The sequence below is a fragment of the Luteimonas notoginsengisoli genome, assembly GCF_042648885.1.
In the GTDB taxonomy this organism is placed as follows: domain Bacteria; phylum Pseudomonadota; class Gammaproteobacteria; order Xanthomonadales; family Xanthomonadaceae; genus Luteimonas; species Luteimonas notoginsengisoli.
Window position 1 is genome coordinate 157216 of sequence record NZ_JBHRYF010000002.1, and the last position, 23829, is coordinate 181044.

Here is a 23829-nt window from a genome sequence, read left to right on the forward strand (position 1 = left end):
CCGCAGCCAACGGTGCAAGCGGCGTTCAGCGGTGTCTGCGCTAGACTCGCTGCTTCCCCGGCGCGCGCGCCATTGTCGCATTCCCTTTCCGAACCGTACCGTGGCCCGCATCGATTACGACGAAGACGAGGACGAGCTCAACGGCGACGGCACCGCGCCGGACTGGCGCCGACGCCTGCTGACCTGGACGCTGGCAGCCATCGGGCTGGGCCTGGGCTTCCTGATCCCGTACACCCTGTATCTCAACCATCAGGTCAGCGAACGCTTTGGCCAACTGCGCTGGCAGGTGCCGACGCGGGTGTTCGCGCGCCCGCTGCAGCTGGCGCCGGGCGTGGCGATGGATGCGCAGACGCTCAAGACCGAACTGGCCGCAGCGTCGTATCGCGAGGATGGCGGCAAGCGCCCCGGTACCTACCAGCACGATGGCGCGCGCTGGGTGATCGCCAACCGCGGGTTCCGCGACGTGGACGGCGATGTCGCCCCGAGCCGGGTCGAAGTCACCCTGTCCGGCGGGCGCGTCGCCAGCCTGCGCGATGCCGGCAGCCGCAAGGCGGCCAAATCGGTGCGACTGGATCCCGCGCGCATCGCGACCCTGTACGGCCAGAGCCAGGAAGAGCGGCAGCTGGTCCGGATCGAGGAGGTGCCCGAGCTGCTGGTGACCGGCCTGCAGGCGGTGGAAGACCGCGACTTCGCCCACCACCATGGCATCGACTTGAGCGGCATGCTGCGCGCGGCCTTCGTCAACGTCAGGTCGGGTGAAGCCCGGCAGGGCGGCAGCACCCTGACCCAGCAGCTGGCGCGCTCGGGCATCCTCGGCATCGGCCGCGAGCAGACCTTCAGCCGCAAGTTCAACGAGATTCTGTTCGCCCTCCTGATCGAGGCGCGCTACGACAAGCGCAGCATCCTGGAGGCCTACCTCAACCAGGTCTACCTCGGCCAGCGTGGTTCGCAGGAGATCCGCGGCGTTGCGGCCGGCGCCGAGTTCTGGTTCGGCCGCGAGCTGGGCGACCTGTCGACCGCGCAGGTCGCGATGCTGATCGGCATGGTGAAGGGACCGTCTGCCTACGATCCGCGCCGGCACCCGGAAGCCGCGCGCGCGCGCCGCGATTTGGTGCTGGCGAAGATGCACGGGTCCGAGCCGGCGCTGATCGACGACGCGGAATATGCACGTGCGCGCAAGGCGCCGCTGGGCGTGACCGATGCGCCCGGCAGCACCTCGGCCAATCCGTTCCCGGCCTACGTCGACCTGGTACGCCGGCAGCTGGTGCGCGACTACCCGGCCGACGTGCTGCAGGGCGCCGGCTTGCGGGTCATGACCGGCATGTCGCCGGCTGCGCAGGCCTACGCCGAAGGCGCGGTGACGCGCACGCTCAAGTCGCTGGAAGGCAGGAAGCGACCGCCGCTGCAGGCCGGCCTGGTGGTGACCGACGTCGACAACGGCGACGTGCTGGCGGTGGTGGGCAGCCGCCAATTCCGGCAGCCTGGCTTCAACCGTGCGATCGAGGCCCAGCGTCCGGTGGGCTCGCTGCTCAAGCCGTTCGTGTACATGCTGGCGCTGGCGTCGCCAGACCAGTGGTCGCTGGCCAGCTGGGTCGACGATTCGCCGGTCACCGTGACGCTGGGCAACGGCAAGCGCTGGAGCCCGGGCAACTCCGACGGCCGCAGCCACGGGACCGTGCGGCTGATCGATGCGCTGTCGCAGTCCTACAACCAGGCCACGGTGCGCCTGGGCATGGCGGTGCAGCCGCAGCGCGTGGCGATGCTGCTCGACAAGCTGGCGGGCATCAAGGCCGAACCCAATCCTTCGCTGATCCTGGGCGCGGTCGACCAGAGCCCGTACGCGATGGCGCAGCTGTACCAGTTCCTGGCGTCCGGCGGCGAGATCCAGCCGCTGCACCTGGTGCGGGGCGTGCTCGACCGCGACGGCAGGATGCTCAAGCGCTACGACAAGGAACCCGGGCCCGCGCAGCCGGGCGACGCGATCGCTGTGCGCCTGATCTCCACCGCGCTGCAGCGCACGGTGACCAACGGCACCGCCCACCAGCTGGTCCGCGACGGCCTGGGCCGCCTCGATGCCGCGGGCAAGACCGGCACCAGCAACGATGGCCGGGACAGCTGGTTCGCCGGCTGGACCGGCGACTACCTGGCCGTGGTCTGGGTCGGCAACGACCAGAACGAGATGACCGGCCTGTACGGCGCCACCGGCGCGATGCGGGTCTGGTCGGGATTGTTCTCGCGGCTGCCGAGCTCGCCGCTGAAGGTCGGCGGCGAAGGCCTCGACTGGCAGTGGGTGGTGCAGTCAAGCAGCACCGACGCGTCCTGCCCGGGCGCGCGGCGCTTCCCGTTCGCCAAGGGCTATGCGCCGCCGTACCAATCATGCGTGTACGCCGAGCCTGAAGCGCTTCCCGAGGAAGACCAGGGTGGCGGCTGGCGCAGCTGGTTCGGCCTCGATCGCAAGGCGCCGCAGGATCCGGCCAAGCAGGTGCCCGAGCAGCCCGCCCCGCCTCCCCCGTCGCAAGAGCAACCCTGATGTCCATTCGAATCCACGCCGTCGCGCGCCGCTGCGCGCTGTCCGCCGTCGTCCTGGTGCTGGCCGCCTGCGCGACCTCCGAACCGGTTCCTCCGCCGCCCGCGCCGCTGACCGCGGCCACCCCGCAGCAGCAGGTCGCCGCGGTCCGCGCCGCCGCCGGCGACGGCGAGGGAGAACTGGCGATCCAGCCACTGCGCGACCCCAAGGTGGAGGGCCTGCGCGAGCAGGCGTCCCGCCTCGAATCGCAGCAGCACTACGCCGACGCCGCCAGCGCGCTCGACCAGGCGCTGGAGATCGTCCCCGACGATCCAGCCCTGCTGCAGGAACGGGCCGAGGCCGCGCTGCTGCTCGGCGATCCCGCCAAGGCCGAGGCGCTGGCACGCCGCGCGTTCGAGACCGGTTCGCAGGTCGGTCCGCTGTGTCGTCGCCACTGGGCCACCCTCGAACAGGCGCGCCTCCTTGCTGGAGACGCGGCCGGCGCGGCAGCGGCCAAGGCGCACATCGACCAGTGCACGGTCGCCGGCGTCAACCGCTTCTGAAATGGAAGACGGAGTCACGGAGGATCTGGCAAGCCGCAGCCGCGCCGCCCTGGCCGATGGCGGCGTGCTGGCCACGCAGATTCCGGCCTTCGCGCCTCGGCCGTCGCAGCAGGACCTCGCCGCCGCCGTCGCCGAAGCACTGGACACGCGCGGCATGCTGCTGGCCGAGGCCGGTACCGGCACCGGCAAGACCTTCGCCTACCTCGTCCCGGCGCTGCTGTCGGGGCAGAAGACCATCATTTCCACCGGCACTCGCGCGCTGCAGGACCAGCTCTACCACCGCGATCTGCCGCGCGTTCGCGACGCCCTGGGCGTGGGCATCAAGACGGCGCTGCTGAAGGGCCGCGCAAACTACCTGTGCCGCTACCGGCTCGAGCGGGCGAAAGGCGAGCCACGCTTCACGGTGCGCGAGCAGATCGCCCAGTTCCAGCGCATCGTCGCCTGGGGCGGGCGCACCAGGATGGGAGACCTGGCCGAACTCGAGGGCCTGCCGGACGACTCGCCGCTGCTGCCGATGGTCACGTCCACCGCCGAGAACTGCCTCGGCAGCGAGTGCCCGTTCTGGGGCGACTGCTTCGTGGTCCAGGCGCGACAGCGCGCGCAGAACGCCGACGTGGTGGTGGTGAACCACCACCTGCTGCTGGCGGACCTGGCGCTCAAGCAGGAAGGCTTCGGCGAGATCCTGCCCGGTGCGCAGGCGTTCGTGGTCGATGAGGCGCACCAGCTGCCGGACCTCGCCGCGCAGTTCTTCGGCGAGTCGCTGAGCGCGCGGCCGCTGGCCGAGCTCGGGCGCGACGCCCTGGCCGAATGCAAGGACGTCGAAGGCTCGCTGGCGGTCGTGCAGCTGCCGGCGCGCGAGCTCGAACACGCCACCCGCGCCCTGCGCGCGGCGATGGAAGTACTGCCGCCGCGCGGCACCCGGCTGCGCGCGCTTCAGGACCCCGGCGTGCGCGAGGCGCTCGACGCGCTGTCGCATTCGCTGGCCGACTTCGCCGCCGCGATCGCGCCGCTGCGCGAGGCCGCGCCCGGCTTCGACGCCTGCCACGCGCGGGCGACGGACCAACTCGCGCGGATCGCGCGCTGGCGGGTCGAGCGCGACATCGATGGTGAGCTCGACGACGCGAGCGGGGGCGGGCCCGACGACGACGTGCGCTGGTACGAACTCTCCCCGCGCGGCTTCCGCCTGCAGCGCACGCCGCTGGACGTGTCGGGGCCGCTGCGCGCGCACCGCGAGAGCTCGCGCGCGGCCTGGATCTTCACGTCGGCCACGCTGGCGGTCGACGGCCGCTTCGACCACATCGCCAACCGCCTGGGCCTGGAACAGCCGCGGATGCTGCTCGCACCCAGCCCGTTCGACTGGGCCTCGCAGGCACTGTGCTACCTGCCACCGCGGCTGCCGCAGCCGGCGGCGCGCGACTACACCGCCGCCATCGCCGACGCGCTGATGCCGGTGCTGCACGCGTCCAACGGCCGCGCCTTCGTGCTGTTCGCCTCGCACCGCGCGCTGCGCGAAGCGGCCGAGATCCTGGAAGGCGGGCCTTGGCCGCTGTTCGTGCAGGGACAGGCGCCGCGCGCGCAACTGCTGCAGCGTTTCCGCGAATCGGGCAACGGCGTACTGCTGGGTGCGGCCAGTTTCCGCGAGGGCGTGGACGTCGCCGGCGACGCGCTGAGCGTGGTGGTGATCGACAAGCTGCCGTTCGCCGCGCCCGACGACCCGGTGTTCGAAGCGCGCCTCGACGCGATCCGCCGCGCCGGCGGCAATCCCTTCCGTGACGAACAGCTGCCGCAGGCCGTGATCGCGCTCAAGCAGGGCGTCGGTCGCCTGATCCGCACCGAGACCGATCGTGGCGTGCTGGTGCTGTGCGATCCGCGCCTGCGGGAAAAAAGCTACGGCCGGCTGTTCCTCGACTCGCTGCCGCCTTTCCCCAAAACCCGGAACGTGGCCGACGTGGAAGCCTTCTTCGGTGCAGCCGGCAGCGTGGCCTCGGCGATCGGGCATTGGTAGCTGCGGTTTTTGTGCGACTGCGGCGCTGATCCGGCGTTGTGTCCTCTTGAGCGCGGCGATGGCCGCTCACTCGCCGCGGCGCCAACCGAAGATCCCTCGCCGCGTTCGGGATGACAATGCCACGCAGCCGCTGCATGCTGCTTCCCGATTCCCGATTCCCGATTCCCGATTCCCGATTCCCGATTCCCGATTCCCGATTCCCGATTCCCATGAAGCTGCTCGCATTCGAAACCGCCACCGAGGGCTGCTCGGTCGCCGTCTGGGTCGACGGCGACGTGCGCGAGCGCTTCGAGATCGCGCCGCGGCGCCACGCCGAACTCGCGCTGCCCTGGGCGGAACAGCTGCTGGCGGAAGCCGGCGTGGCCAAGGCGCAGCTCGATGCGATCGCGGTCGGGCGCGGACCGGGCGCGTTCACCGGCGTGCGCCTGGCGATCGCGATCGCCCAGGGCATCGCGCTGGCGCTCGACCGGCCGCTGGTGCCTGTCTCGACCCTCGCCGCGCTCGCGGCGGGCGCACCCAGCGATGCGACGCGGATTCTCGCCGCCATCGACGCCCGCATGGGTGAGGTGTATGCGGGCGCGTTCGAGCGCCGCCAAGGTGAGCTGGTCGCCGTGTCGACCGAAGCCGTCTCGCCGCCCGGCGCGGTCGCGCTGCCGGACGGGGGAGGCAACTGGCATGGCGTCGGGACCGGCTTCTCCGCCGGCGAGGGCGCGCTGCAGGGCAGCCTGGGTGGGCGGCTCGTGGGCGCCGACGCCACCGCGCTGCCGCGCGCGTCCGATATCGCCCGGCTCGCAGCCACCGCCTTCGCGCGCGGGGAAGCGCTGCCGCCCGAGCGCGTCGAGCCCGCCTACCTGCGCAACCAGGTCGCGCTGACCCTCGTCGAGCAGCAGGCGCTGCGCGATTCGCGCTGAGCGCGGGAACCTTCGACTACCGCGGCAGGTCACTGTCCCCACCACACCAGGGAGCGGATGCATGGCCCACGCAGCGGCAGGCGACCAGCGAACGAAGCGCCCGGCGCGCGGCCTGCGCGGCTGGCTCCTGGGTGAGGGCAGCCGGCTGCTGGTGATGCTGGTGCTGCTGGCGATCGCGCGCACGTCGCTGGCCAACCACTACGGCGTGCCGAGCGGGTCGATGGAATACACGCTGATGCCGGGCGACCACGTCGTGGTCGATATGAGCGCCTATGGCCTGCGCATTCCTTTCACCGACGTCACCCTGGTGCCGCGCGCCGCCCCGCGGCGGGGCGACATCGCGGTGTTCAAGTCGCCGCGCGATGGTGTGCGCCTGATCAAGCGCGTGGTTGCGGTCGGCGGCGACCGGGTGGAGCTGCACGAGGGCCACCTGTCGATCGATGGCACGCCGCTGGGCGAGCCCGGCAATCTCGACGTCGAACGGTTCGGCGCGCGCCGTGCGCGGCTGAACCTCGGCGCCGGTGGTGGCCCTGACATCGATGCGCTGGTCGTTCCCGACGGCCAGGTCCTGGTCGTTGGCGACCACCGCGGCAACAGTCTGGACGGGCGCTACTTCGGCCTGGTCCCCGCATCGCAGCTGTATGCGCGCGCGATCGGCGTGTTCTGGCGGCGCGGCGAGGGCCCGGTCTGGGAACGGCTGTGAGCGCTCAGCGCTCGTCGAGCATTTCGCCGCCTGGCAGGAAATTCCAGGTGCGGGTCACGTGCAGGACGTCGATGTTCTCGTCGGTCCTGGGCAGTGGCGGATAGGGCTCGGCGAGCTTGGCGATCCGCAGCGCGGCGGCGTCCAGCAGCCGGATGCCGCTGGACTGGATCACGTCGGCGCGCTCGACCGAGCCGTCGCGGCGGATCGCCACGCTGATCACCAGGGTGCCGGCCAGCTTCCGGCGCCGCGCCTCGTCGGGATAGTTGAGGTTGCCGACGCGTTCGACCCGGTCCACCCACGCGCGCAGATAGCCCGCCCAGGCGTACTCGGCGGTGCTGGCCGAGACGAACTTGCGCTTCGGGCGCTTGGCATAGCGTTCCGAACGCAGGTGGATCTCGGCCGCCAGCCGCGCCATCGCCAGGTCGTGGTCGATCTTTTCCTGCCCGCGCGGCAGCGGCGTGTCCTCGGCCTCCGGACGCGCGTCCGGAGCCGGCATCGCGTCTTCGGCGCGCGCGCTGCTGACTACGCGCGCCTCGGGCGGCGGCTGGGCCGAAGGCGACTGCGCGCGCATCGGCCGCGGCGCGACCCCGGATTCGGCCTGCGCTACCACCCCGGCCTGCGCATCGCGCGGGCGGTTGGTCTTTTCGTGCTCGCCGCCGCCCTGGTTGTTGGCCTGGGCAAGGAAATCGGCCTGCTTCGGGGTCAGTTCGGTCTGGGTCTGGGTCAGGATCACGTCCAGCGTCGGCAACACCGGCGCGGCGTCGTCCAGCGCGAAGCCCACACCCAGGATCAGCATGCCGTGCAGCAGCAGCGACAGCACCATGGTCGCGCTCAGGCGCTGGCGGTCGCCGATGACGGGGGCGGTGGCGGCGGGGACGGACATGCGTGGAATCGGGCAGGCGAGGAACCGGGGCAGGCGAGGGATCGGCCGTTGGATCGGCCGTGGAAGCCTACCCGCTTTTCGCCGGTCATCGGCGCGGCGCGCCGTTGCGACGTCCGCGGCCAGGCAGGGTGCGTCGCCGCCTATTGCCGCCCCTGCGTGGCGCGCTCGATCGCATCGAACAGCTGCCCGGCGATATTCAGCCCGAACTGCGTGTCCAGCTCGCGGATGCAGGTCGGGCTGGTCACGTTGACCTCGGTCAGCCAGTCGCCGATCACGTCCAGGCCAACGAAGCGCATCCCGCGCTCGCGCATCCTGGGCCCGACCTGGGCGGCGATCCAGCGGTCGCGCTCGGTCAGCGGGCGCCCCTCGCCGCGGCCGCCGGCGGCCAGGTTGCCGCGGAACTCGTCGCCCTGCGGGATCCGCGCCAAGCAGTAGTCGACCGGCTCGCCATCGATGAGCAGGATCCGCTTGTCGCCCTCCACGATCTCCGGGAGATAGCGCTGGGCCATGGCCAGGTGTCGGCCGCCGTCGGTCAGCGTCTCGAGGATGACGTTGAGGTTGGACTCGCCGGCGCGGGCGCGGAAGATCGAGCGCCCGCCCATGCCATCCAGCGGCTTGAGCACCGCGTCGCCGTGCTCGCCGACGAAGGCCTTGAGCGCGGCCGCCTCGCGGCTGACCAGGGTGGGCGGGCAGCACTGCGGGAATTCCAGCGCGGCGAGCTTCTCGTTGAAGTCGCGCAGGCCCTGCGGATCGTTCACCACCAGCGCGCCTTGGCGCTGCATGAAGCCCAGCAGCTGGGTGTCATGGATGAAATCGGCGTCGACCGGCGGGTCCTTGCGCATCAGCACGACGTCGCCGGGGCCCGGTGTCCGGCGCGAAGGCTCGCCCAGGTCGAACCAGTGCTTCGGGTCGTCCCGCACCGCCAACGGCGCGACCCGCGCCACGGCCTCGCCGCCGCGCATCGACAGGCCGCCGGGGATGACGTAGTGCAGGCGATGGCCGCGTCGTTGCGCCTCCAGCAGCATGGCGAACGTGGAGTCCTTGGCGATCTTGATGGACCCGATCGGATCCATCACGACGATGACGTCGAGAGGCATTTCCAGCGTTCCGCGGCAGATTCTGACAAATGTTAGCAGGCGCTCCGGTCGATGTTGCGCACTGCGTGGCATTTAGCTTGACGTCGCTGCAGCGAACGCTTGACAGTGTGGCGGCCGACTGGGATATAAGACGGTTTGCAGCGACGCCGGTATTCACGAAGCGCCGCGCACGGGGGAATACGAAGATGACGCAAGACGACAGTCGCGCCGGCAGCCTGGGGGGGTTGCGGGTGATGGTGATCGACGATTCGAAAACCATCCGCCGCACCGCCGAAACCCTGCTCAAGCGGGAGGGCGCCGAAGTCACGACCGCAACCGACGGCTTCGAGGCGCTGGCCAAGATCGCCGACCAGAAGCCGCAGATCATTTTCGTCGACATCATGATGCCGCGCCTGGACGGCTACCAGACCTGCGCGCTGATCAAGAACAACCAGATGTTCAAGCACACGCCGGTGATCATGCTGTCCTCCAAGGACGGCCTGTTCGACAAGGCGCGCGGCCGCATCGTGGGCTCCGAGCAGTACGTCACCAAGCCTTTCACGCGCGAGGAACTCCTTGACGCGATCCGCAAGCACGTCACCGCCTGACCGGGGGGTAGGGCAAAACAATGGCAAGAATCCTGTTGATCGAGGACTCACCGACCGATACGGCGGTGCTGACCCAGTTGTTGCAGCGCAACGGCCACGAGGTGCTGTCCTCGCACAGCGCCGAGGACGGCATCGAGGTCTGCAAGCGCGAGCTGCCCGACCTGGTGCTGATGGACGTGGTGCTGCCGGGCATGAACGGCTTCCAGGCCACGCGTGCGCTGTCGCGCGACGGCGCCACCAGCAACATCCCGGTGCTGATCGTCAGCACCAAGGGGATGGAAACCGACAAGGCCTGGGGCATGCGCCAGGGCGCGCGCGACTACATCGTCAAGCCGCCGGACGAGGGTGCCCTGATCGCCCGCATCAACGAGTTGCTCGGTACCTGACGATGGGCCGTCGCCACCACGACCGCCACGCGCCGGCCGCGCCGCTGGATCCGTTCGCGATCCTGCTTGATTACGAGCACAAGAGCCTGGTCCACGTCGCGGGCCTGCCGGAGCAGCTGGACGCGCCGGGGCTGTGGCGCGGCGTCGGCTATCGCATCGGCCAGCGCCGGCTGGCGTCGGGTTTCGACGAAGTGGTCGAAATCCTGCCGATGCCGCAGGTCACGCCGGTTCCCGGCGCCCAGCCCTGGATGCTTGGCGTCGCCAACATCCGCGGCAACCTGCTGCCGACCGTCGACCTGAAGCAGTTCCTCGAAGGCGAGCGGACGGTGCTGCACGAAGGCCAGCGCGTGTTGATCGTGCGCCAGCCCGGCGGCGACGTCGCGGTCACCATCGACGAACTGTTCGGCCAGCGCTCGTTCGTCGAGGAGCAGGTGCTCTCCGACGAGGAACTGCCGGCCAGCCCGCTCGCCCAGGGCCGTTACGCCCATTTCGTCGACCGGGCCTATCGGCTGGCCGACCACGCGTGGGGGATCTTCAGCCTCGACCGGCTGGCCCGCACACCCGAATTCAGACAAGCCGCGGCCTGATCGCCGCACAGCACGCACCGCAGGATCAGAGGTCACATCATGAGCACTGTTATGGACACCGTTGCCGGCAAGGGCCGCAACATGGGTACCAACTTCTGGCTGATCGTGCTGGCGATTTCACTGGTGGTGTTCGGTGCGAACACCGGTTACGCCACGTGGAAGGCGGCTCGGCTCGGCGGCGCCAGCACCTCGGCGTCCAACCTGCAGCTCAACTCGCAGCGCCTGGCCAACCAGGGGCGCGAGGCGGTCGAGGGCAACCGCGAAGCCTTCGCCGCGTTCAAGGCGACCAAGGCCGAGGTCGATTCGGACATCAGCGGCCTGGCCAGCAACTTCGGCGACACCACCGGAGTCGCCGGGCCGATCGACACCGTCGCCCAGACCTGGGCGCCGCTGGCCAAGAACGCCGACCAGGTGATCGCCAGTGAAGCCGCGGTGCTCGCGCTGGCCGGCAACGCCGACCGCTTCACCCAGGCCATCCCGCAGCTGCAGGCGCAGCTCGACGAGGTGGTACGCGCGATGTCGTCCAGCGGCTCGCCGTCGTCGCAGATCTACATCGCGCTTCGACAGAACGTGCTGGCCGGAAACCTTGCCCGCCGAGTCACCGAAGTGCGCGCCGGCGGTGCCGGCGCCGCGGTGGCAGGCCAGGCGCTGGCGCGTGACGCCAACGTGTTCGAACAGGTGCTGGCCGGCTTGAAGGCCGGCGACCAGGCGATGAATGTGCAGGCGCTGTCGAACTCCAATGCCGTGGCGGCGCTCAACCAGGCCACCGCGCAGTGGGCGACGATGAAGAAGGACCTCGACGCGATCCTCGGCAGCTCGCAGAAGCTGTTCAGCGCGCAGAACGCGGCCGCTTCGCTCACCAGCGGTTCGGACAAGCTGCTCGCCGACAGCCGCGACCTGTTCCAGGCCTTCACCGCCTTCGGCTCGCTGCGCGACAAGAGCCTGCTGGGCAACATCTGGATCAGCATCGTGTTCGGCCTGCTCGCCCTGCTGTCGATCGTCGGCCTGATCTTCAGCATCAACCGCGCCCAGCGGCAGCGCTACGAAACCACGATGGAACTCAACAACCGCAACCAGGAGGCGATCATGCGCCTGCTGGACGAGATGGGTTCGCTCGCCGAGGGCGACCTGACGGTCAAGGCCACGGTGACCGAGGACATGACCGGCGCGATCGCGGACTCGATCAACTTCGCCGTCGAGCAGCTGCGCAGCCTGGTGCAGACGATCAACGACACCTCGGTGCAGGTCGCCTCCAGCGCTCAGGAAACGCAGGCCACCGCCATGCACCTGGCCGAGGCCGCGGAGCACCAGGCGCAGGAGATTTCCTCCGCGTCGGACCGCATCAACGAAATCGCAGCCAGCATCAACCAGGTGTCGAAGAACTCCGCCGAGTCGGCCGACGTGGCGCAGCGCTCGGTGCAGATCGCGACCAAGGGCGCGGGCGTGGTGCGCGAGACGATCGCCGGCATGGACTCGATCCGCGACCAGATCCAGGAAACCTCCAAGCGCATCAAGCGCCTGGGCGAGTCGTCGCAGGAAATCGGCTCGATCGTCGAACTGATCAACGACATCTCCGAGCAGACCAACATCCTCGCGCTCAACGCGGCCATCCAGGCGGCGTCCGCGGGCGAGGCCGGTCGCGGGTTCGCGGTGGTGGCCGACGAAGTGCAGCGACTGGCCGAACGCTCCTCCAACGCGACCAAGCGCATCGAGTCGCTGGTGCAGGCGATTCAGTCCGACACCAACGAGGCGGTCAGCTCGATGGAACAGACGACCTCCGAGGTGGTCGCCGGTGCGCGCCTGGCCGAGGACGCCGGTACCGCGCTGGGCGAGATTGAAAACGTGTCGTCCAACCTCGCCGAGCTCATCGAAGGCATCTCCAGCGCCTCGCAACAGCAGTCGGCCGCGGCGACCAACATCACCGCGACGATGAACACCATCCAGTCGATCACCGCGCAGACCTCGCAGGGCGCCAACCAGACGGCCGAGTCGATCGGCAACCTGGCCCAGCTCGCCGCCGACCTGCGGCGTTCGGTTGCAGACTTCAAGCTGCCGGCCTGAGCGCGGGACGACCGATAGCATGACCGGCATCGCCAACCATCGTCGCCTTGCGTGCGCGGGCCTTCACGGAGGCGTGCGATGACCGCGCTGCGCGACGCGATCGACTACACCACGCTGGGCTGGGTCAAGCCGGAGCTCGACGAGACCCTGCGCCAGGCGCGGATCGAGATCGAGGGCTTCGTCGACGACCCCGCCGACACCAGCCGCATGCGCTTCTGCGCCAGCTACCTGCACCAGGTGCAGGGCACGCTGCGCATGGTCGAGCTGTACGCGCCGGCGATGGTCACCGAGGAAATGGAGCGCCTCGCCCAGGCGCTGCAGCACGGTGAAGTCGCGGACCGCGATGTCGCCTGCGCGACCCTGATGCGGGGCGTGGTGCTGTTGCCCGACTACCTGGAACGCCTGCAGAGCGGCCACAAGGACATCCCGATCGTCCTGCTGCCGCTGCTCAACGAACTGCGTGCGGCCCGCGGCGAATCCGGCCTGAGCGAGAGCGTGCTGTTCGCGCCCGACCTTGCCCGTCCGCTGCCGTCCAACCTGCCCGCCGCGACAGCGGGACGTGCGCGCAACGCCGAAGTCCTGCCCTTGCTCGAACGCCTTTCCGCGGCCATTGCCGAATGGCCCGAGGACGGCGCGCCGAAGGACGCCGAGGAAATCTCCGCGGCGATCGATGCGCTGTTCGTGCGCACCGAACAGGACGAAACACGGCGCATGCTGTGGGTTGCCGGCTCCGTGGCCTCGGCGCTGCGCGACGCGGCGTTGAAGCCGTCCCCCGGCCTGCGCCAGGCGTTCGCCAGCGTGCAGCGCGAGGCGCGCCGGCAGTTCGAGGACGACGGTTTCGGCATTCCGCGTGCCGAAACCACGCTCGAACCTACCCGCCAGTTGCTCTACCACGTGGCCCACGCCGACAGCCGCCATCCGGCGCTGCAGGAACTGCGCGAAACCTTCGACCTCGATGCCGCGCAGCCCACGCAAAGCGAGATCAGCCACGCCCAGGGCAGCCTGAGCGGCCGCAACCGCGCGCTGCTCGACACGGTGTCCGCCGCGGTGAAGGAAGACCTGCTGCGGGTCAAGGACGTGCTGGACCTGCACCTGCGCAGCAGCGCGCCCAATGTCGCCGCCCTGCAGCCGCAGGTCGAAGCGCTGGGACGCGTCGCCGACACCCTGGGCATGCTTGGCCTCGGCGTGGCGCGGAACGTCGTCCAGCAGCAGCGAGACGCCATGGACGCCATCGTGCGCGGCGATCGCGTCGCGGACGAAGGTGCGCTGCTCGACGTCGCCGGTGCGCTGCTCTATGTCGACGCGACGCTCGACGACCAGGTCGCGCGCCTGGGCGACAGCGACGCGGGCGCAGGCGGCAACCAGGACGACCTGTTCTCGAACGAATCGCGCAAGGTGCTCGAGGTCATCGCCCGCGAGGCGATCGCCAACTTCGCCGATGCGCGCCAGGCATTCGTCGCCTTCGTCGAAACCAGCTGGGACCACGCGGAACTGGTCGAGGTGCCCCGCCTGCTGCAGGAAGTCGCCGGCGCCATGGCGATGCTGGAACTGCCGCAGGCGGCCGCGTACCTGGCCGGCGTGCGCATGTACACCGAGGTCGAACTGCTAGGCCGCAAGCGCGTGCCCAACGGTCGACAGCTCGACACCTTCGCCGATGCGCTGGCCAGCCTCGAGTACTACCTCGAGGCGCTGCGCGAGAACCGGCTCAACCGCGAGAGCATCCTGGAGATCGCGCGCGGCAGCCTCGAATCCCTCGGCTACTGGCCGCTGCCCGAAGCGCAGCCTGCGCCGGAAGCGGCTGCGACGGAGCAGGACGACGGACAAAACGAGGACGCGGACGCCGCGCGGACGCTGGCCGATGACATCGACCGCAACGTGGCGGCGTTCATCGACATCGACCCGGCACGCGCCGCGCAGGTGGCGGTTCCGGCGCCAACCCCGGCACCCGCACACGCACACGCACCCGCGCCGGTCGCAACCGGCGCCGCGGGCGGCTTCGAAGCCACCGGCGACGAGATCGACGACGAGATCCGCGAGGTGTTCCTCGAGGAATTCGGCGAAGAGATCGACAACCTCGACCAGATGCTGCCGGTCTGGCGCGAGCGGCCCGACGACCTGGAGCGCCTGCGCTCGATCCGGCGCGTGTTCCATACCCTGAAGGGCAGCGGACGGCTGGTGGGCGCGCGCGCCCTGGGCGAGTTCAGCTGGAAGATCGAGAACATGCTCAATCGCGTGCTCGATCGGACCCGTCCGGCAAGTCCGGCCGTGGTGGCGATGGTCGACCAGGCGTTCTACACCCTGCCGCAGCTGCTTGCGGCGCTGCGCGGCACCGCCGCGGTCAGCGCCGACATCGAAGGCATGCAGACGCTCGCCGACCGGATCGCGGAAGGCGAGGAAGCCTTCCTGGTGGCCGCATCGCCGGCGGTCGCGGCCGCCCCGGTGGACGCCGATGCCGCGGTTGTGGAAGCGGCAGCCGCGCCGGAGACATCCGAGGCGACGGCCGGCGAGGGCACGATGCCGGCGTCGGTGGACGCCCTGCTGCTGGAAATCCTCGACGCCGAAGTGGCGGGACACCTGTCCACCGTCGACGCGTGGCTGTCGCAGGCCCAGTCCGCGCCGACCGCCGCGAGCGATGCGCTGCTGCGCGCCGTGCACACGATGAACGGCGCCTTCGCGATGACCGAAGTGCCGGCGATCACCGATGCGCTGAGCCCGGCGGAAGCCTACATCCGGCGCCTGCTTGCCTCGCGCGACATCGCCAGTGGCGAGGGCGTGGCAGCGGTCGGCGAACTGGCCGGCGTGATCCGCGCCACCGTGGCCGCGCTGCATGCCACCGCGCCGCAGGTACCGGTATGCGCCGCGCTGGCCGCGCGCCTGGTGGCGCTGCGCGACAGCCTGCCCGAGGCGGTCGCGCCGATGGAAGGCGCGGGGATTCCCGAGCCGATCGAGTCGATCGGCCTGGTCGACGACGGCGTCGAACTGACCGTCAACGACCTCGCGGCCTACAGCGATCCGGATGCGCTCGACCGCACGATCGCGGAAGCGCAGTCGGGCGCGGCAGAGCCCGGCCTCGATGCAAGCCTGGAAGCTGAGCGTCTTGAACGCGAGCGTCTGGAAGCGGAGCGCCTTGAAGCCGAACGCCTTGAAGCCGAACGCCTTGAAGCCGAACGCCTTGAAGCGGAGCGCCTCGAAGCAGAGCGCCTCCAAGCCGAACGCGTTGAAGCCGACCGCATCGAAGCCGAGCGCATTGAAGCCGAGCGTCTTGAAGTCGAGCGTCTTGAAGTCGAACGCCTTGAAGCCGAGCATCTTGAAGCCGAACGCCTTGAAGCCGAACGCCTTGAAGCCGAACGCCTCGAAACAGAGCGTCTCGAAGTCGAGCGTGTTGAAGCAGAAAGACTCGCAGCCGAGCGCCTTGAAGCAGAACGCGTCGAAGCCGAGCGTCTCGAAGCGGAACGTCTCGAATCCGAGCGAGCCGAAGCCGAGCGCCTTGAGGCGGAACGCGTCAAGGCCGAAAGCATTGAACCCGAGCGTCTCGAAGCCGAGCAGCTTGAAGCCGAACAGCTTGAAGCCGAACAGCTTGAAGCGGGGCGTCTCGAGGTCGACTCTGGCGATGAGCAAGGCGTAAGTCTTGACGAACCCGAAGCCGGACCCGTGCGGGACGGCGTTGAGGTTCCGACCGACGCCGAACGCCTCGACGCCGAGCGCGCGGAGGTCGATCGCATCGAGATCGCCCGCCTCGAGTCCGAGCGTGTCCTGGAAGAAACCCGCCTCGCCGCGGAACATGCCGAAGCCGAGGCCGTGCGCCTTGCCGAGGAAGAGGCGCGCGAGTACGCGCGCCTGGAAGCGGAGTACGCGGAAGCCGATCGCCTCGCGCGGGAACAGGCGGAATCCGAACGCCTGGCGGCCGAGCTTGCGGAAGCCGAGCGTGTCGAAGCCGAGCGCGTTGAAGCCGAACGGGTGGAGACCGATCGCCTCGAAGCCGAACGTATCGAGAGCGAGCGCATCGAAGCCGAACGCGCCGAGACCGAGCGTGTCGAAGCCGAGCGCATCGAGAGCGAGCGCATCGAGGCCGGGCGGGCCGAATCCGAGCGCCTCGAAACCGAACGCCTCGAAGCCGAACGCGCGGAAACCGAGCGCCTGCAGGCGGAAAGCGCCGAAGCCGGGCGCATCGAGGCCGCGCGTGCGGCGGTCGAGAAGATCCCGGTCGAAGAGCAGGATCGCAGCGCGACGGAGCCTGCGGTCGCCGCCCTCCTCGCCAGCGCGCTCGTGGCCTCGCCGGATCCCGACGCGCCTTTCGATTTCAGCGATCTCGATCCGGAATTGGTCGACATCTTCATCGAGGAAGCCGGCGACCTGCTGGACCATTCCGACGGATTGCTGGCGCAGCTGCGCGAGCACCCGACCGAGCGCGAGTCGCTGGTCGGGCTGCAGCGCGACCTGCACACCATCAAGGGCGGGGCGCGCATGGCCGGCATCATGGCCGTGGGCGAACTTGGCCACGCCATGGAGTCGCTGCTCGAAGCGGTGGTCGAGCTGCGCGGCGAACTCGGCCAGGACGGCATCCCGCTGCTGGAGCGCGGTTTCGATCGCCTGCACGCGATGATCACCCGCGTCGGCGCGCGCCGCGCGATCGACCCGTCCGAAGCGCTCATCGAGGAATTCAACGCCCGCGCGCTCGGTCGTCCGGCGATCGTCACGGCCGCTCCGTCGCAGGTCGCGCCTGCGCAGGCGTCGCCGGGTCCGGAGCCGGTCAAGGATCTCAAGCCGCTGTCGGCGCCGATCGGCGATGCGCTGCCCGGTGACGACGACGACATCAGCGTGCGCGCGCCCCAGGAACAGGTGCGCATTCGCGCCGACCTGCTCGACCAGCTCGTCAACTACGCCGGTGAGGTCGCGATCTACCGCGCCCGCCTGGAGCAGCAGCTCGGCGCGTTCCGCAGCGCCATGGGCGAGATGGAGCAGACCAACATGCGTCTGCGCGACCAGCTGCGCCGGCTCGACATCGAGACCGAGGCGCAGATCATCGCCCGCTACCAGCGAGAGCATGAAACCGCCGACGCGACGTTCGACCCGCTCGAACTCGACCGCTTCTCCACCCTGCAGCAGCTCTCGCGCGCGCTGGGCGAGTCGGCGGCCGACATGTCGAGCCTGCAGGGCACGCTCGACGACCTGACCCGGCAGTACGAAACCCTGCTGCTGCAGCAGTCGCGCGTGAGCTCGGACCTGCAGCAGGGCCTGATGCGCACGCGCATGGTGCCGTTCGACGCGCTGGTACCGCGCCTGCGCCGCGTGGTCCGCCAGGCCGCAGGCGAGACCGGCAAGCAGGTGCAGCTCAAGCTCGACGGCGCCCAGGGCGAGCTCGACCGCAACGTGCTCGAACGCATGACCGCGCCGCTGGAACACATGTTGCGCAATGCGGTCGCGCACGGTCTGGAAACGCCGGACCAGCGCCGCAAGGCGAACAAGTCGGACGAAGGCGCGGTGCGCATCGCCGTGCGCCGGGAAGGGTCCGAAGTCGTGCTCGAAGTCGGCGACGACGGCCGCGGTCTGGACCGCGGCGCCATCCGCCGCCGCGGCGAGGAACGCGGCCTGGTCCGCGCCGACGCGGTGCTGGCCAACAGCGACCTCGACATGCTGATCTTCGAGCCGGGCTTCTCCACCGCCCAGGAAGTCAGTCGCCTCGCCGGCCGCGGCGTCGGCATGGACGTCGTCGCCAGCGAAGTGAGGCAACTCGGCGGCACCCTCGACATCGCCTCGCGCGAAGGCGAGGGCACCACGTTCACCCTGCGCCTGCCGCAGACGCTGGCGGTCACCCAGGCGGTCTTCGTGCGCATCGGCGAGACCAGCTTCGCGGTGCCGATCGCCTCGGTGCGCGGCGTCGGGCGCATCGGCCGCGACGAATTCGGCAAGCCGGGCACGACCTACGGCTATGGCGGCGAGGAATACGTGGTCCATGACCTCGGCGGCCTCGTCGGCCACGGCGTCGCCCGGGCCGAGGGCCAGATGCAGATGCCGGTCCTGCTGATCCGCTCCGGCGAACTGCGCGCGGCGGTGGCGGTCGACCAGATCGTCGGCAGCCGGGAAATCGTGGTCAAGCCGGTCGGACCCCAGGTCGCGTCGGTCCCGGGCATCTTCGGCGCCACGATCATGGGCGACGGCAGCGTCGTGGTGATCCTCGACATCGCCCCGCTGGTGCGTCGCCGCGCCGCGCTGCCGCGCGAGACCGAGCCCGCACAGGCCGCGGCGGAGCATCGCGTACCGCTGGTGATGGTGGTCGACGACTCGGTGACGATGCGCAAGGTCACCGGTCGCGTGCTTGAGCGCCACAACTTCGAGGTGGCCAGCGCGCGCGACGGCATCGATGCGCTCGAGCGCATGGCCGACCGGGTGCCCGACCTGATGCTGCTCGACATCGAGATGCCGCGCATGGACGGCTACGAACTCGCCACGGCGATGAAGGCCGACCCGCGCCTGCGCAACGTGCCGATCGTGATGATCACCTCGCGCACCGGCGAGAAGCACCGCCAGCGCGCCTTCGAGATCGGCGTCGAACGCTACCTCGGCAAGCCGTACCAGGAAAACGAACTCGTGCGCAACGTCTACGAATTGCTCGAGCTGCAGCCGCGTGGCGATGACTGACCTGGCCGCGCCGCGCGTGGTGTTGCTGGCGCGCGCGGGCGAGGCGCGCGATCGTCTCGGCGACGCGCTGGTGCAGGCCGGCGCGGAAGTCGTCCTGATCGCCGACCCCGTGTCTTCGGACCCGGCCGACGCGATCGCGAGCCGCCCACAGGCGGTGCTGGTGGCGCTGGAGCCCGCAGTCGAGGACGCGCTCGAACGCCACGAGGCGCTGCTGTCGACGCCCGGCATCATCGTGGTCTTCGACGAAGTCGAACTGGCAGCCAATCGCAGCGGCTGGGATGCGGCGCGCTGGGTGCGGCACCTCGCCGCCAAGCTGCACCGGCACGACGACGTACTGCCGCCGGGCTGGGACCTGGAAGGCGACCTGCAGCCGTCGCCGGGTCCCCTGCCCACGCCGGGCAACCCGGCCGGGCTGGACATCGCCCCGTTCGCGGACGAGGCGCAGCAGCATGCCAGCGAAGTTCCCCGCGACGACGGACTGGAACCCGACGTCCGGCTGGAAGGCGATTTCGCCAGCGAGCTCACGCTGATGGATGAGTTTGCGGAAGCAGATGTGGTGGCGGCCGACCCGCCGTCCGAGCCGGATTATGCGATCGCCGACGAGCCGCTGGGCGCGGACGACGGTGGCATCGACGCCATCGACATCGATGCGCTCTCCGTCGACACGCTGAGCTTCGAAGCGTTGCCTGACGACAGCGAGGAAGCCCCGCAGTCCCGCGACGACGTTGCTGCTTTCTCGATCGAAAGCATGGATGACGCAACCCCGCTGCCGGACATCGATTTCGAAGGTGCGGAATCCGCGGCCATGGGCGCCGAAGCGGCGCCAGCGACGCGCGGCACGACGCTGGAACTGGTCGACGTCGACGCGTTGCTGGCCTCCGTCGAATCGCTGGAAACCGGCGGCGACTTTGCCGAGGCGCCGTCGACGAACGCCCCCGCGATCGATCTCGAAGCTCTCGAACAGCGCGTCTCCGGGCTGTCGCTGGCCGACGTCGACAGCTACGGCCACGGCCCGCTGCGCGGCGCGGTGGTGGTGGAAGGCGGGCTCGGCGGACCGGACGCGGTGCGGCAGTTGCTGGCCGCCATCCCCGAAGGTTTCCCGCGACCGGTGCTGGTGCGGCTGCAGCTCGATGGCGGCCGCTACGATCGCCTGGTCAAGCAGATGGGGCGCGCCGCCCGGCTACCGGTGGCGCTCGCCGAGGCAGGGCAGGAGGCCGAAGCGGGCACCGTCTATTTCGTTCCGCCGGAGTTGTCGATCGAGCTTTCGGGGTCGCGGCTGATGTTCGTCGCCGACGATGCCGGTGCGCGCCCGCTGCTCGGCGCGCTGCCTGCCGGCGACAGTGCGCTGATGCTGCTCAGCGGCAGCAGCCTGGACAGCGTCGACGCGGCAATGAAGCAGGTGCCTGCCGGGCTGTTGGTCGTGGGCCAGGCCCTGGAAGGCTGCTACGACGCGACGGCATCGACCGCGCTGATCGCGCGCGGCGCCATCACCGCCCCGCCGGCCGCACTCGCCGACCTGCTCACCGGTCGCTGGCCGTCCTGACATCGAGGCAAGCATGAACACATCCAGCCAAGGCACGCCTGCCCAGGGCGCACCCGCACAGGACATCCGCGGCGTGCTGATCCAGATCGAGGGCGCGCGCCTGCTGCTACCCAACGCCACGATCTCCGAGGTGCTGTCGTACGCCGACCCGGAGCCGGTGGACGATGCGCCAGCCTGGCTGCTCGGCCGGATCCGCTGGCGCGGCTGGCAGCTGCCGCTGGTGTCGTTCGCGCGCATCGCCGGACTGGCGGAAGAGCGCGGCGGCCTGGGCAGCAAGGTGGTCGTGCTCAAGGCATTGGGCGGCGACGGCAAGCTCCCGCACTTCGCGATCCTGACCCAGGGCTTCCCGCGCCTGGTCACCGTGTCGCGCGACGCGCTGGTCGCCGATGGCGGCGACAACGTCGATCCGCTGCCGCACGGCGTGCAGGCGCGCGTGCTGCTCAACGACGATGCGGCGCTGATCCCGGATATCGGCGCGGTCGAAGCATCGCTGCGAGAAGCGCTGGCGGCGTAAGCAGCACGGCTCGCGATACGCGCGCTACAGCGTTCGCACCCAGGCGAGCCAGCGGCCATGCCCCGGCACGCGACGCCGGGATGGATCGTCGCTTACAGGTCGCCGAACCTCGATTGAAGCGCGACGATCGCCGCCATGCCGGCGGTCTCGGTGCGCAGGATGCGCGGGCCAAGGCGCACGCCGATGAAACCGGCGCCAACCAGGACCGTTCGATCACGCGGAGACCAGCCTCCTTCGGGACCGATGGCGATGACGACCGAATAGACGCCCGGTCCTGGCAGAGTCGCGATGCCGTCGCCGGCCTCCGGATCCAGGATCAGGCGCAAGCTCCCTTGCGGCAGGTGCGGCAGCGCCGCGGCCAGCGGCTGCGGCGATGCGACTTCGGGCACGCTCGCACGGCCGCTCTGTTCGCACGCCGCGACCACGACGCTACGCCAGTGCGCCAGGCGCCTGGCGGCGCGTTCGCCGTCGAGCCGGACCTCGCTGCGGTCCGAATTGACCGGCACGAATCCGGCCACGCCCAGTTCGGTCGCCTTCTGCACGATCCAGTCCATCTTCTCGCCGCGCGCGATGCCCTGCAGCAGCACGATGCGCAGCGGCGATTCGCTGGCCACCGGACGCTCGCCGGTGACTTCGACTTGTCCGCCGCGCTTGTCCGCCGCCACGATCCGCGCGTCGTAGTCATTGCCGTCGCCGTTGAACAGCACACAGCCGTCGCCGACGCCAAGGCGCAGCACGCGCAACAGGTGAGCGGCGGCGCTTTCAGGCAGCGCGATCCGTGTCCCGACTGCCAGCGGCACATCGACGTAGGCACGATTCACGCGCATCGGATCGCCTCCTCTTTGTCCCTTCTTCCGCGTGGGCGAAGAGCGCCGTGCCTGCAACGATTGGGCGCCGGGAGCGACTGCCCTTGGGCGCGAATGTCCTCCGGCGTCGGCCCTCGGCAGTCGCCTCCCCCTTGATTTCGCACCCAAGGGCATTCGCTCCCGGCGATCCGCCCTGCCGGCGGTCCATAACGACAGCCGGGTAGTCCGGTTTTCGGGAACACCTGCGATCCGATCTTCCCGCGCGGCCTGGAGGTCTCCGGGGCAAAATCAAGGAGGAGGCAGGCGCCGCAGGCGGATGCCGGGGGACATTTGCCCCGAAGGCCTGCAGGTCGCGTTGGACCCGTCAGGCCATGGCAAAGCGTGCGATCAGGGGAGACCCGCCCCGGAGTCACGCGAAGCCCCCTTTTCTGCCCACGATGAGCTCGGATGAACACGGCTCGGGCGAATCGGTGAAACGGTGCAGCTCTCCCTCTTTCATCTGCGTGATCCCTGTTATCGCGTCACCCGTGGCCAAACATCCTTGCCGCCCGAGCCTGGTCAGCCCGCGTCGGCGGTCGCCGCCTCGATCGCCGCTCGCGTGGTCTCGGCCAGCAGGGCGAGCTGCTCGTCGTCGATGCAGTACGGCGGCATCCAGTACAGGATGTCGCCGAGCGGGCGCAGCAGCACGCCGCGTTCGAGCGCGGCGCGGTACGCGCGCAGCCCGACCCGCAGCGACGGGTCGAACGGGGTGCTCCGGTTGCCGTCGCGGGTCAGTTCGAAGGCCACGATCATGCCGGCCTGGCGCACGTCGGCGACGTGGCGATGGTCGGTGAGCGGCGCGGCCAGCTTCGCCATCTTCGCGGCGGTGTCGCGATTGCGTGCCAGCACGTTGTCGCTTTCGAAAATGTCCAGCGACGCCAGCGCCGCCGCGCAGGCCAGCGGGTTGCCGGTGTAGCTGTGCGAATGCAGGAAAGCGCGCTCGCGCGAGTCGTCGAGGAAGCCGTCGTAGATCGATTGCGTGGCCAGCACCGCGCACAGGGGCAGGAAACCGCCGGTGATGCCCTTCGACAGGCACAGCAGGTCAGGCTGGATGCCACCGCGTCCGCCGATGCGCGCGTCCGCCGGGGCCTGCTCGCAGGCGAACATCGTGCCGGTCCGGCCGAAGCCGACCGCGATCTCGTCGGCGATCATCAGGACGCCGTGGACGTCGCACAGTTCGCGCACGCGCCGCAGGTACACCGCGTGGTGCATGCGCATGCCGCCGGCGCACTGGACGCGGGGTTCCAGGATCAGCGCGCAGACCTCGCCCGGATGGTCGTCGAGCAGCCGCGCCAGCGCGTCGGCGGCGTCTTCGGCGCACGCCGCCGCGTCCTGCCCGTCGCGGGCGGCATAGGCGTCGGGGGACGGCGCGAACAGGGGTTCGAGCAGCAGCGGCGCATAGATGCGCCGGTACAGCGGAATGTCGCTCACCGACAGCGCGCCGATGGTCTCGCCGTGGTAGCCGTTCTGCAGCGCGACGAACTTCGTCCGCCGCGGCTCGTCCCCGCGGTTGCGGAACCAGTGGAACGCCATCTTCAGCGCCACCTCCACCCCCGCCGAGCCGTTGTCGGCGTAGAACACCTTGGCCAGCGGTTCGCGCCCGTCCTGGCGCGGCGCGATCGCGAGCAGGCGCTCGGCCAGCTCCACCGCGGGCGGGTGCGAGCAGCCTGCCAGGATCACCTGTTCCAGCGTGCGCGCCTGGCGCGCGATGGCCTCGGCGATGCGCGGTTCTGCGTGGCCGAACAGGTTGGTCCACCAGCTGCTGACCGCATCGAGCGTGCGCTGTCCGTCGTGGCCCACCAGCCAGGCGCCTTCGCCCCGTGCCACCGGCAGCAGCGGCAGCGTGTCGGGATGCTCGCGCATCTGCGTGCACGGGTGCCAGAGCACGGCCAGGTCGCGCGAACGCCAGTTTGCGGCCTCGCTGGAGGCCGCGTCGTTTAGAATCGACGCATCGTGAGCCTTTTTCCTCATTCCGCCATTATCGCCCGTCGCGCGCGGG

At 70.1% G+C, this 23829-nt stretch carries 16 protein-coding genes and 2 pseudogenes; 13 read left to right on the forward strand and 5 right to left on the reverse strand.

The features are described from left to right. The first annotated feature begins 100 nt into the window (after positions 1-100). From mrcB to lepB, 5 genes are all read left to right on the forward strand, one after another. A complete protein-coding gene (gene mrcB / locus ACFOM9_RS06350) occupies positions 101-2530 on the forward strand; it encodes a penicillin-binding protein 1B (RefSeq protein WP_386707764.1) in 2430 nt (809 codons plus the stop codon). Next, positions 2530-3069, forward strand: a complete 540-nt coding sequence (locus tag ACFOM9_RS06355) for a tetratricopeptide repeat protein (protein ID WP_386707765.1) — start codon at positions 2530-2532, stop codon at positions 3067-3069. The genes mrcB and ACFOM9_RS06355 overlap by 1 nt, the downstream gene beginning before the upstream one ends. Position 3070: 1 nt before the next feature. Beyond that, positions 3071-5074 (forward strand): ATP-dependent DNA helicase, encoded by a 2004-nt coding sequence (locus ACFOM9_RS06360; RefSeq protein ID WP_386707768.1) that lies wholly within the window; start codon positions 3071-3073, stop codon positions 5072-5074. A gap of 209 nt (positions 5075-5283) precedes the next feature. Then, positions 5284-5985 (forward strand): tRNA (adenosine(37)-N6)-threonylcarbamoyltransferase complex dimerization subunit type 1 TsaB, encoded by a 702-nt coding sequence (gene tsaB, locus ACFOM9_RS06365; RefSeq protein ID WP_386707771.1) that lies wholly within the window; start codon positions 5284-5286, stop codon positions 5983-5985. Between the two features lie 61 nt (positions 5986-6046). Next, positions 6047-6688 (forward strand): signal peptidase I, encoded by a 642-nt coding sequence (lepB, locus tag ACFOM9_RS06370; protein WP_386707774.1) that lies wholly within the window; start codon positions 6047-6049, stop codon positions 6686-6688. Between the two features lie 4 nt (positions 6689-6692). Here the strand turns inward: lepB and ACFOM9_RS06375 are convergent, their stop codons facing one another. Together ACFOM9_RS06375 and gshB are read right to left on the reverse strand one after the other, a co-directional pair. After that, positions 6693-7571 carry an energy transducer TonB gene (locus ACFOM9_RS06375; protein ID WP_386707777.1) on the reverse strand — a complete coding sequence of 293 codons (879 nt, stop codon included), beginning with the start codon at positions 7569-7571 and terminating at the stop codon, positions 6693-6695. 140 nt (positions 7572-7711) lie between these two features. Beyond that, positions 7712-8668 carry a glutathione synthase gene (gene gshB / locus ACFOM9_RS06380; protein ID WP_386707780.1) on the reverse strand — a complete coding sequence of 319 codons (957 nt, stop codon included), beginning with the start codon at positions 8666-8668 and terminating at the stop codon, positions 7712-7714. 185 nt (positions 8669-8853) lie between these two features. Between gshB and pilG the strand changes: the two genes are divergently transcribed. The 5 genes and pseudogenes from pilG to ACFOM9_RS06405 all read left to right on the forward strand — a co-directional run. Next, positions 8854-9255, forward strand: a complete 402-nt coding sequence (pilG, locus tag ACFOM9_RS06385; protein ID WP_386708151.1) for a twitching motility response regulator PilG — start codon at positions 8854-8856, stop codon at positions 9253-9255. 20 nt (positions 9256-9275) lie between these two features. After that, positions 9276-9641: a response regulator gene (locus ACFOM9_RS06390; protein ID WP_386707783.1), complete on the forward strand. Its 366-nt coding sequence runs from the start codon at positions 9276-9278 to the stop codon at positions 9639-9641. Between the two features lie 2 nt (positions 9642-9643). Then, positions 9644-10228, forward strand: a complete 585-nt coding sequence (locus ACFOM9_RS06395; RefSeq protein WP_386707785.1) for a chemotaxis protein CheW — start codon at positions 9644-9646, stop codon at positions 10226-10228. A gap of 39 nt (positions 10229-10267) precedes the next feature. After that, a complete protein-coding gene (locus tag ACFOM9_RS06400) occupies positions 10268-12289 on the forward strand; it encodes a methyl-accepting chemotaxis protein (RefSeq protein WP_386707788.1) in 2022 nt (673 codons plus the stop codon). 78 nt (positions 12290-12367) lie between these two features. Then, a pseudogene (locus ACFOM9_RS06405) lies at positions 12368-14602 on the forward strand (Hpt domain-containing protein); the annotation flags it as partial. Positions 14603-15275: 673 nt separating this feature from the next. On the opposite strand, the gene ACFOM9_RS06410 reads toward ACFOM9_RS06405, so the two are convergent. Next, positions 15276-15752 (reverse strand): pentapeptide repeat-containing protein, encoded by a 477-nt coding sequence (locus ACFOM9_RS06410; RefSeq protein WP_386708154.1) that lies wholly within the window; start codon positions 15750-15752, stop codon positions 15276-15278. 866 nt (positions 15753-16618) lie between these two features. Between ACFOM9_RS06410 and ACFOM9_RS06415 the strand changes: the two are divergent. The 3 genes and pseudogenes from ACFOM9_RS06415 to ACFOM9_RS06425 all read left to right on the forward strand — a co-directional run. Further along, positions 16619-18928, forward strand: a pseudogene (locus ACFOM9_RS06415) (response regulator); the annotation flags it as partial. Continuing rightward, positions 18921-20471: a chemotaxis protein CheB gene (locus ACFOM9_RS06420; RefSeq protein WP_386707791.1), complete on the forward strand. Its 1551-nt coding sequence runs from the start codon at positions 18921-18923 to the stop codon at positions 20469-20471. The pseudogene ACFOM9_RS06415 and the gene ACFOM9_RS06420, both read left to right, overlap by 8 nt. Positions 20472-20484: 13 nt before the next feature. Beyond that, on the forward strand, positions 20485-20985 hold the full coding sequence (locus ACFOM9_RS06425) for a chemotaxis protein CheW (RefSeq protein WP_386707794.1): 501 nt from the start codon (positions 20485-20487) through the stop codon (positions 20983-20985). Positions 20986-21077: 92 nt separating this feature from the next. On the opposite strand, the gene ACFOM9_RS06430 is transcribed toward ACFOM9_RS06425, so the two are convergent. Both ACFOM9_RS06430 and bioA read right to left on the reverse strand, forming a co-directional pair. Continuing rightward, positions 21078-21812 carry a 16S rRNA (uracil(1498)-N(3))-methyltransferase gene (locus ACFOM9_RS06430; protein ID WP_386707797.1) on the reverse strand — a complete coding sequence of 245 codons (735 nt, stop codon included), beginning with the start codon at positions 21810-21812 and terminating at the stop codon, positions 21078-21080. A 537-nt stretch (positions 21813-22349) separates the two neighbouring features. Continuing rightward, positions 22350-23801 (reverse strand): adenosylmethionine--8-amino-7-oxononanoate transaminase, encoded by a 1452-nt coding sequence (gene bioA / locus ACFOM9_RS06435; RefSeq protein ID WP_386707800.1) that lies wholly within the window; start codon positions 23799-23801, stop codon positions 22350-22352. Positions 23802-23829: the final 28 nt, after the last annotated feature.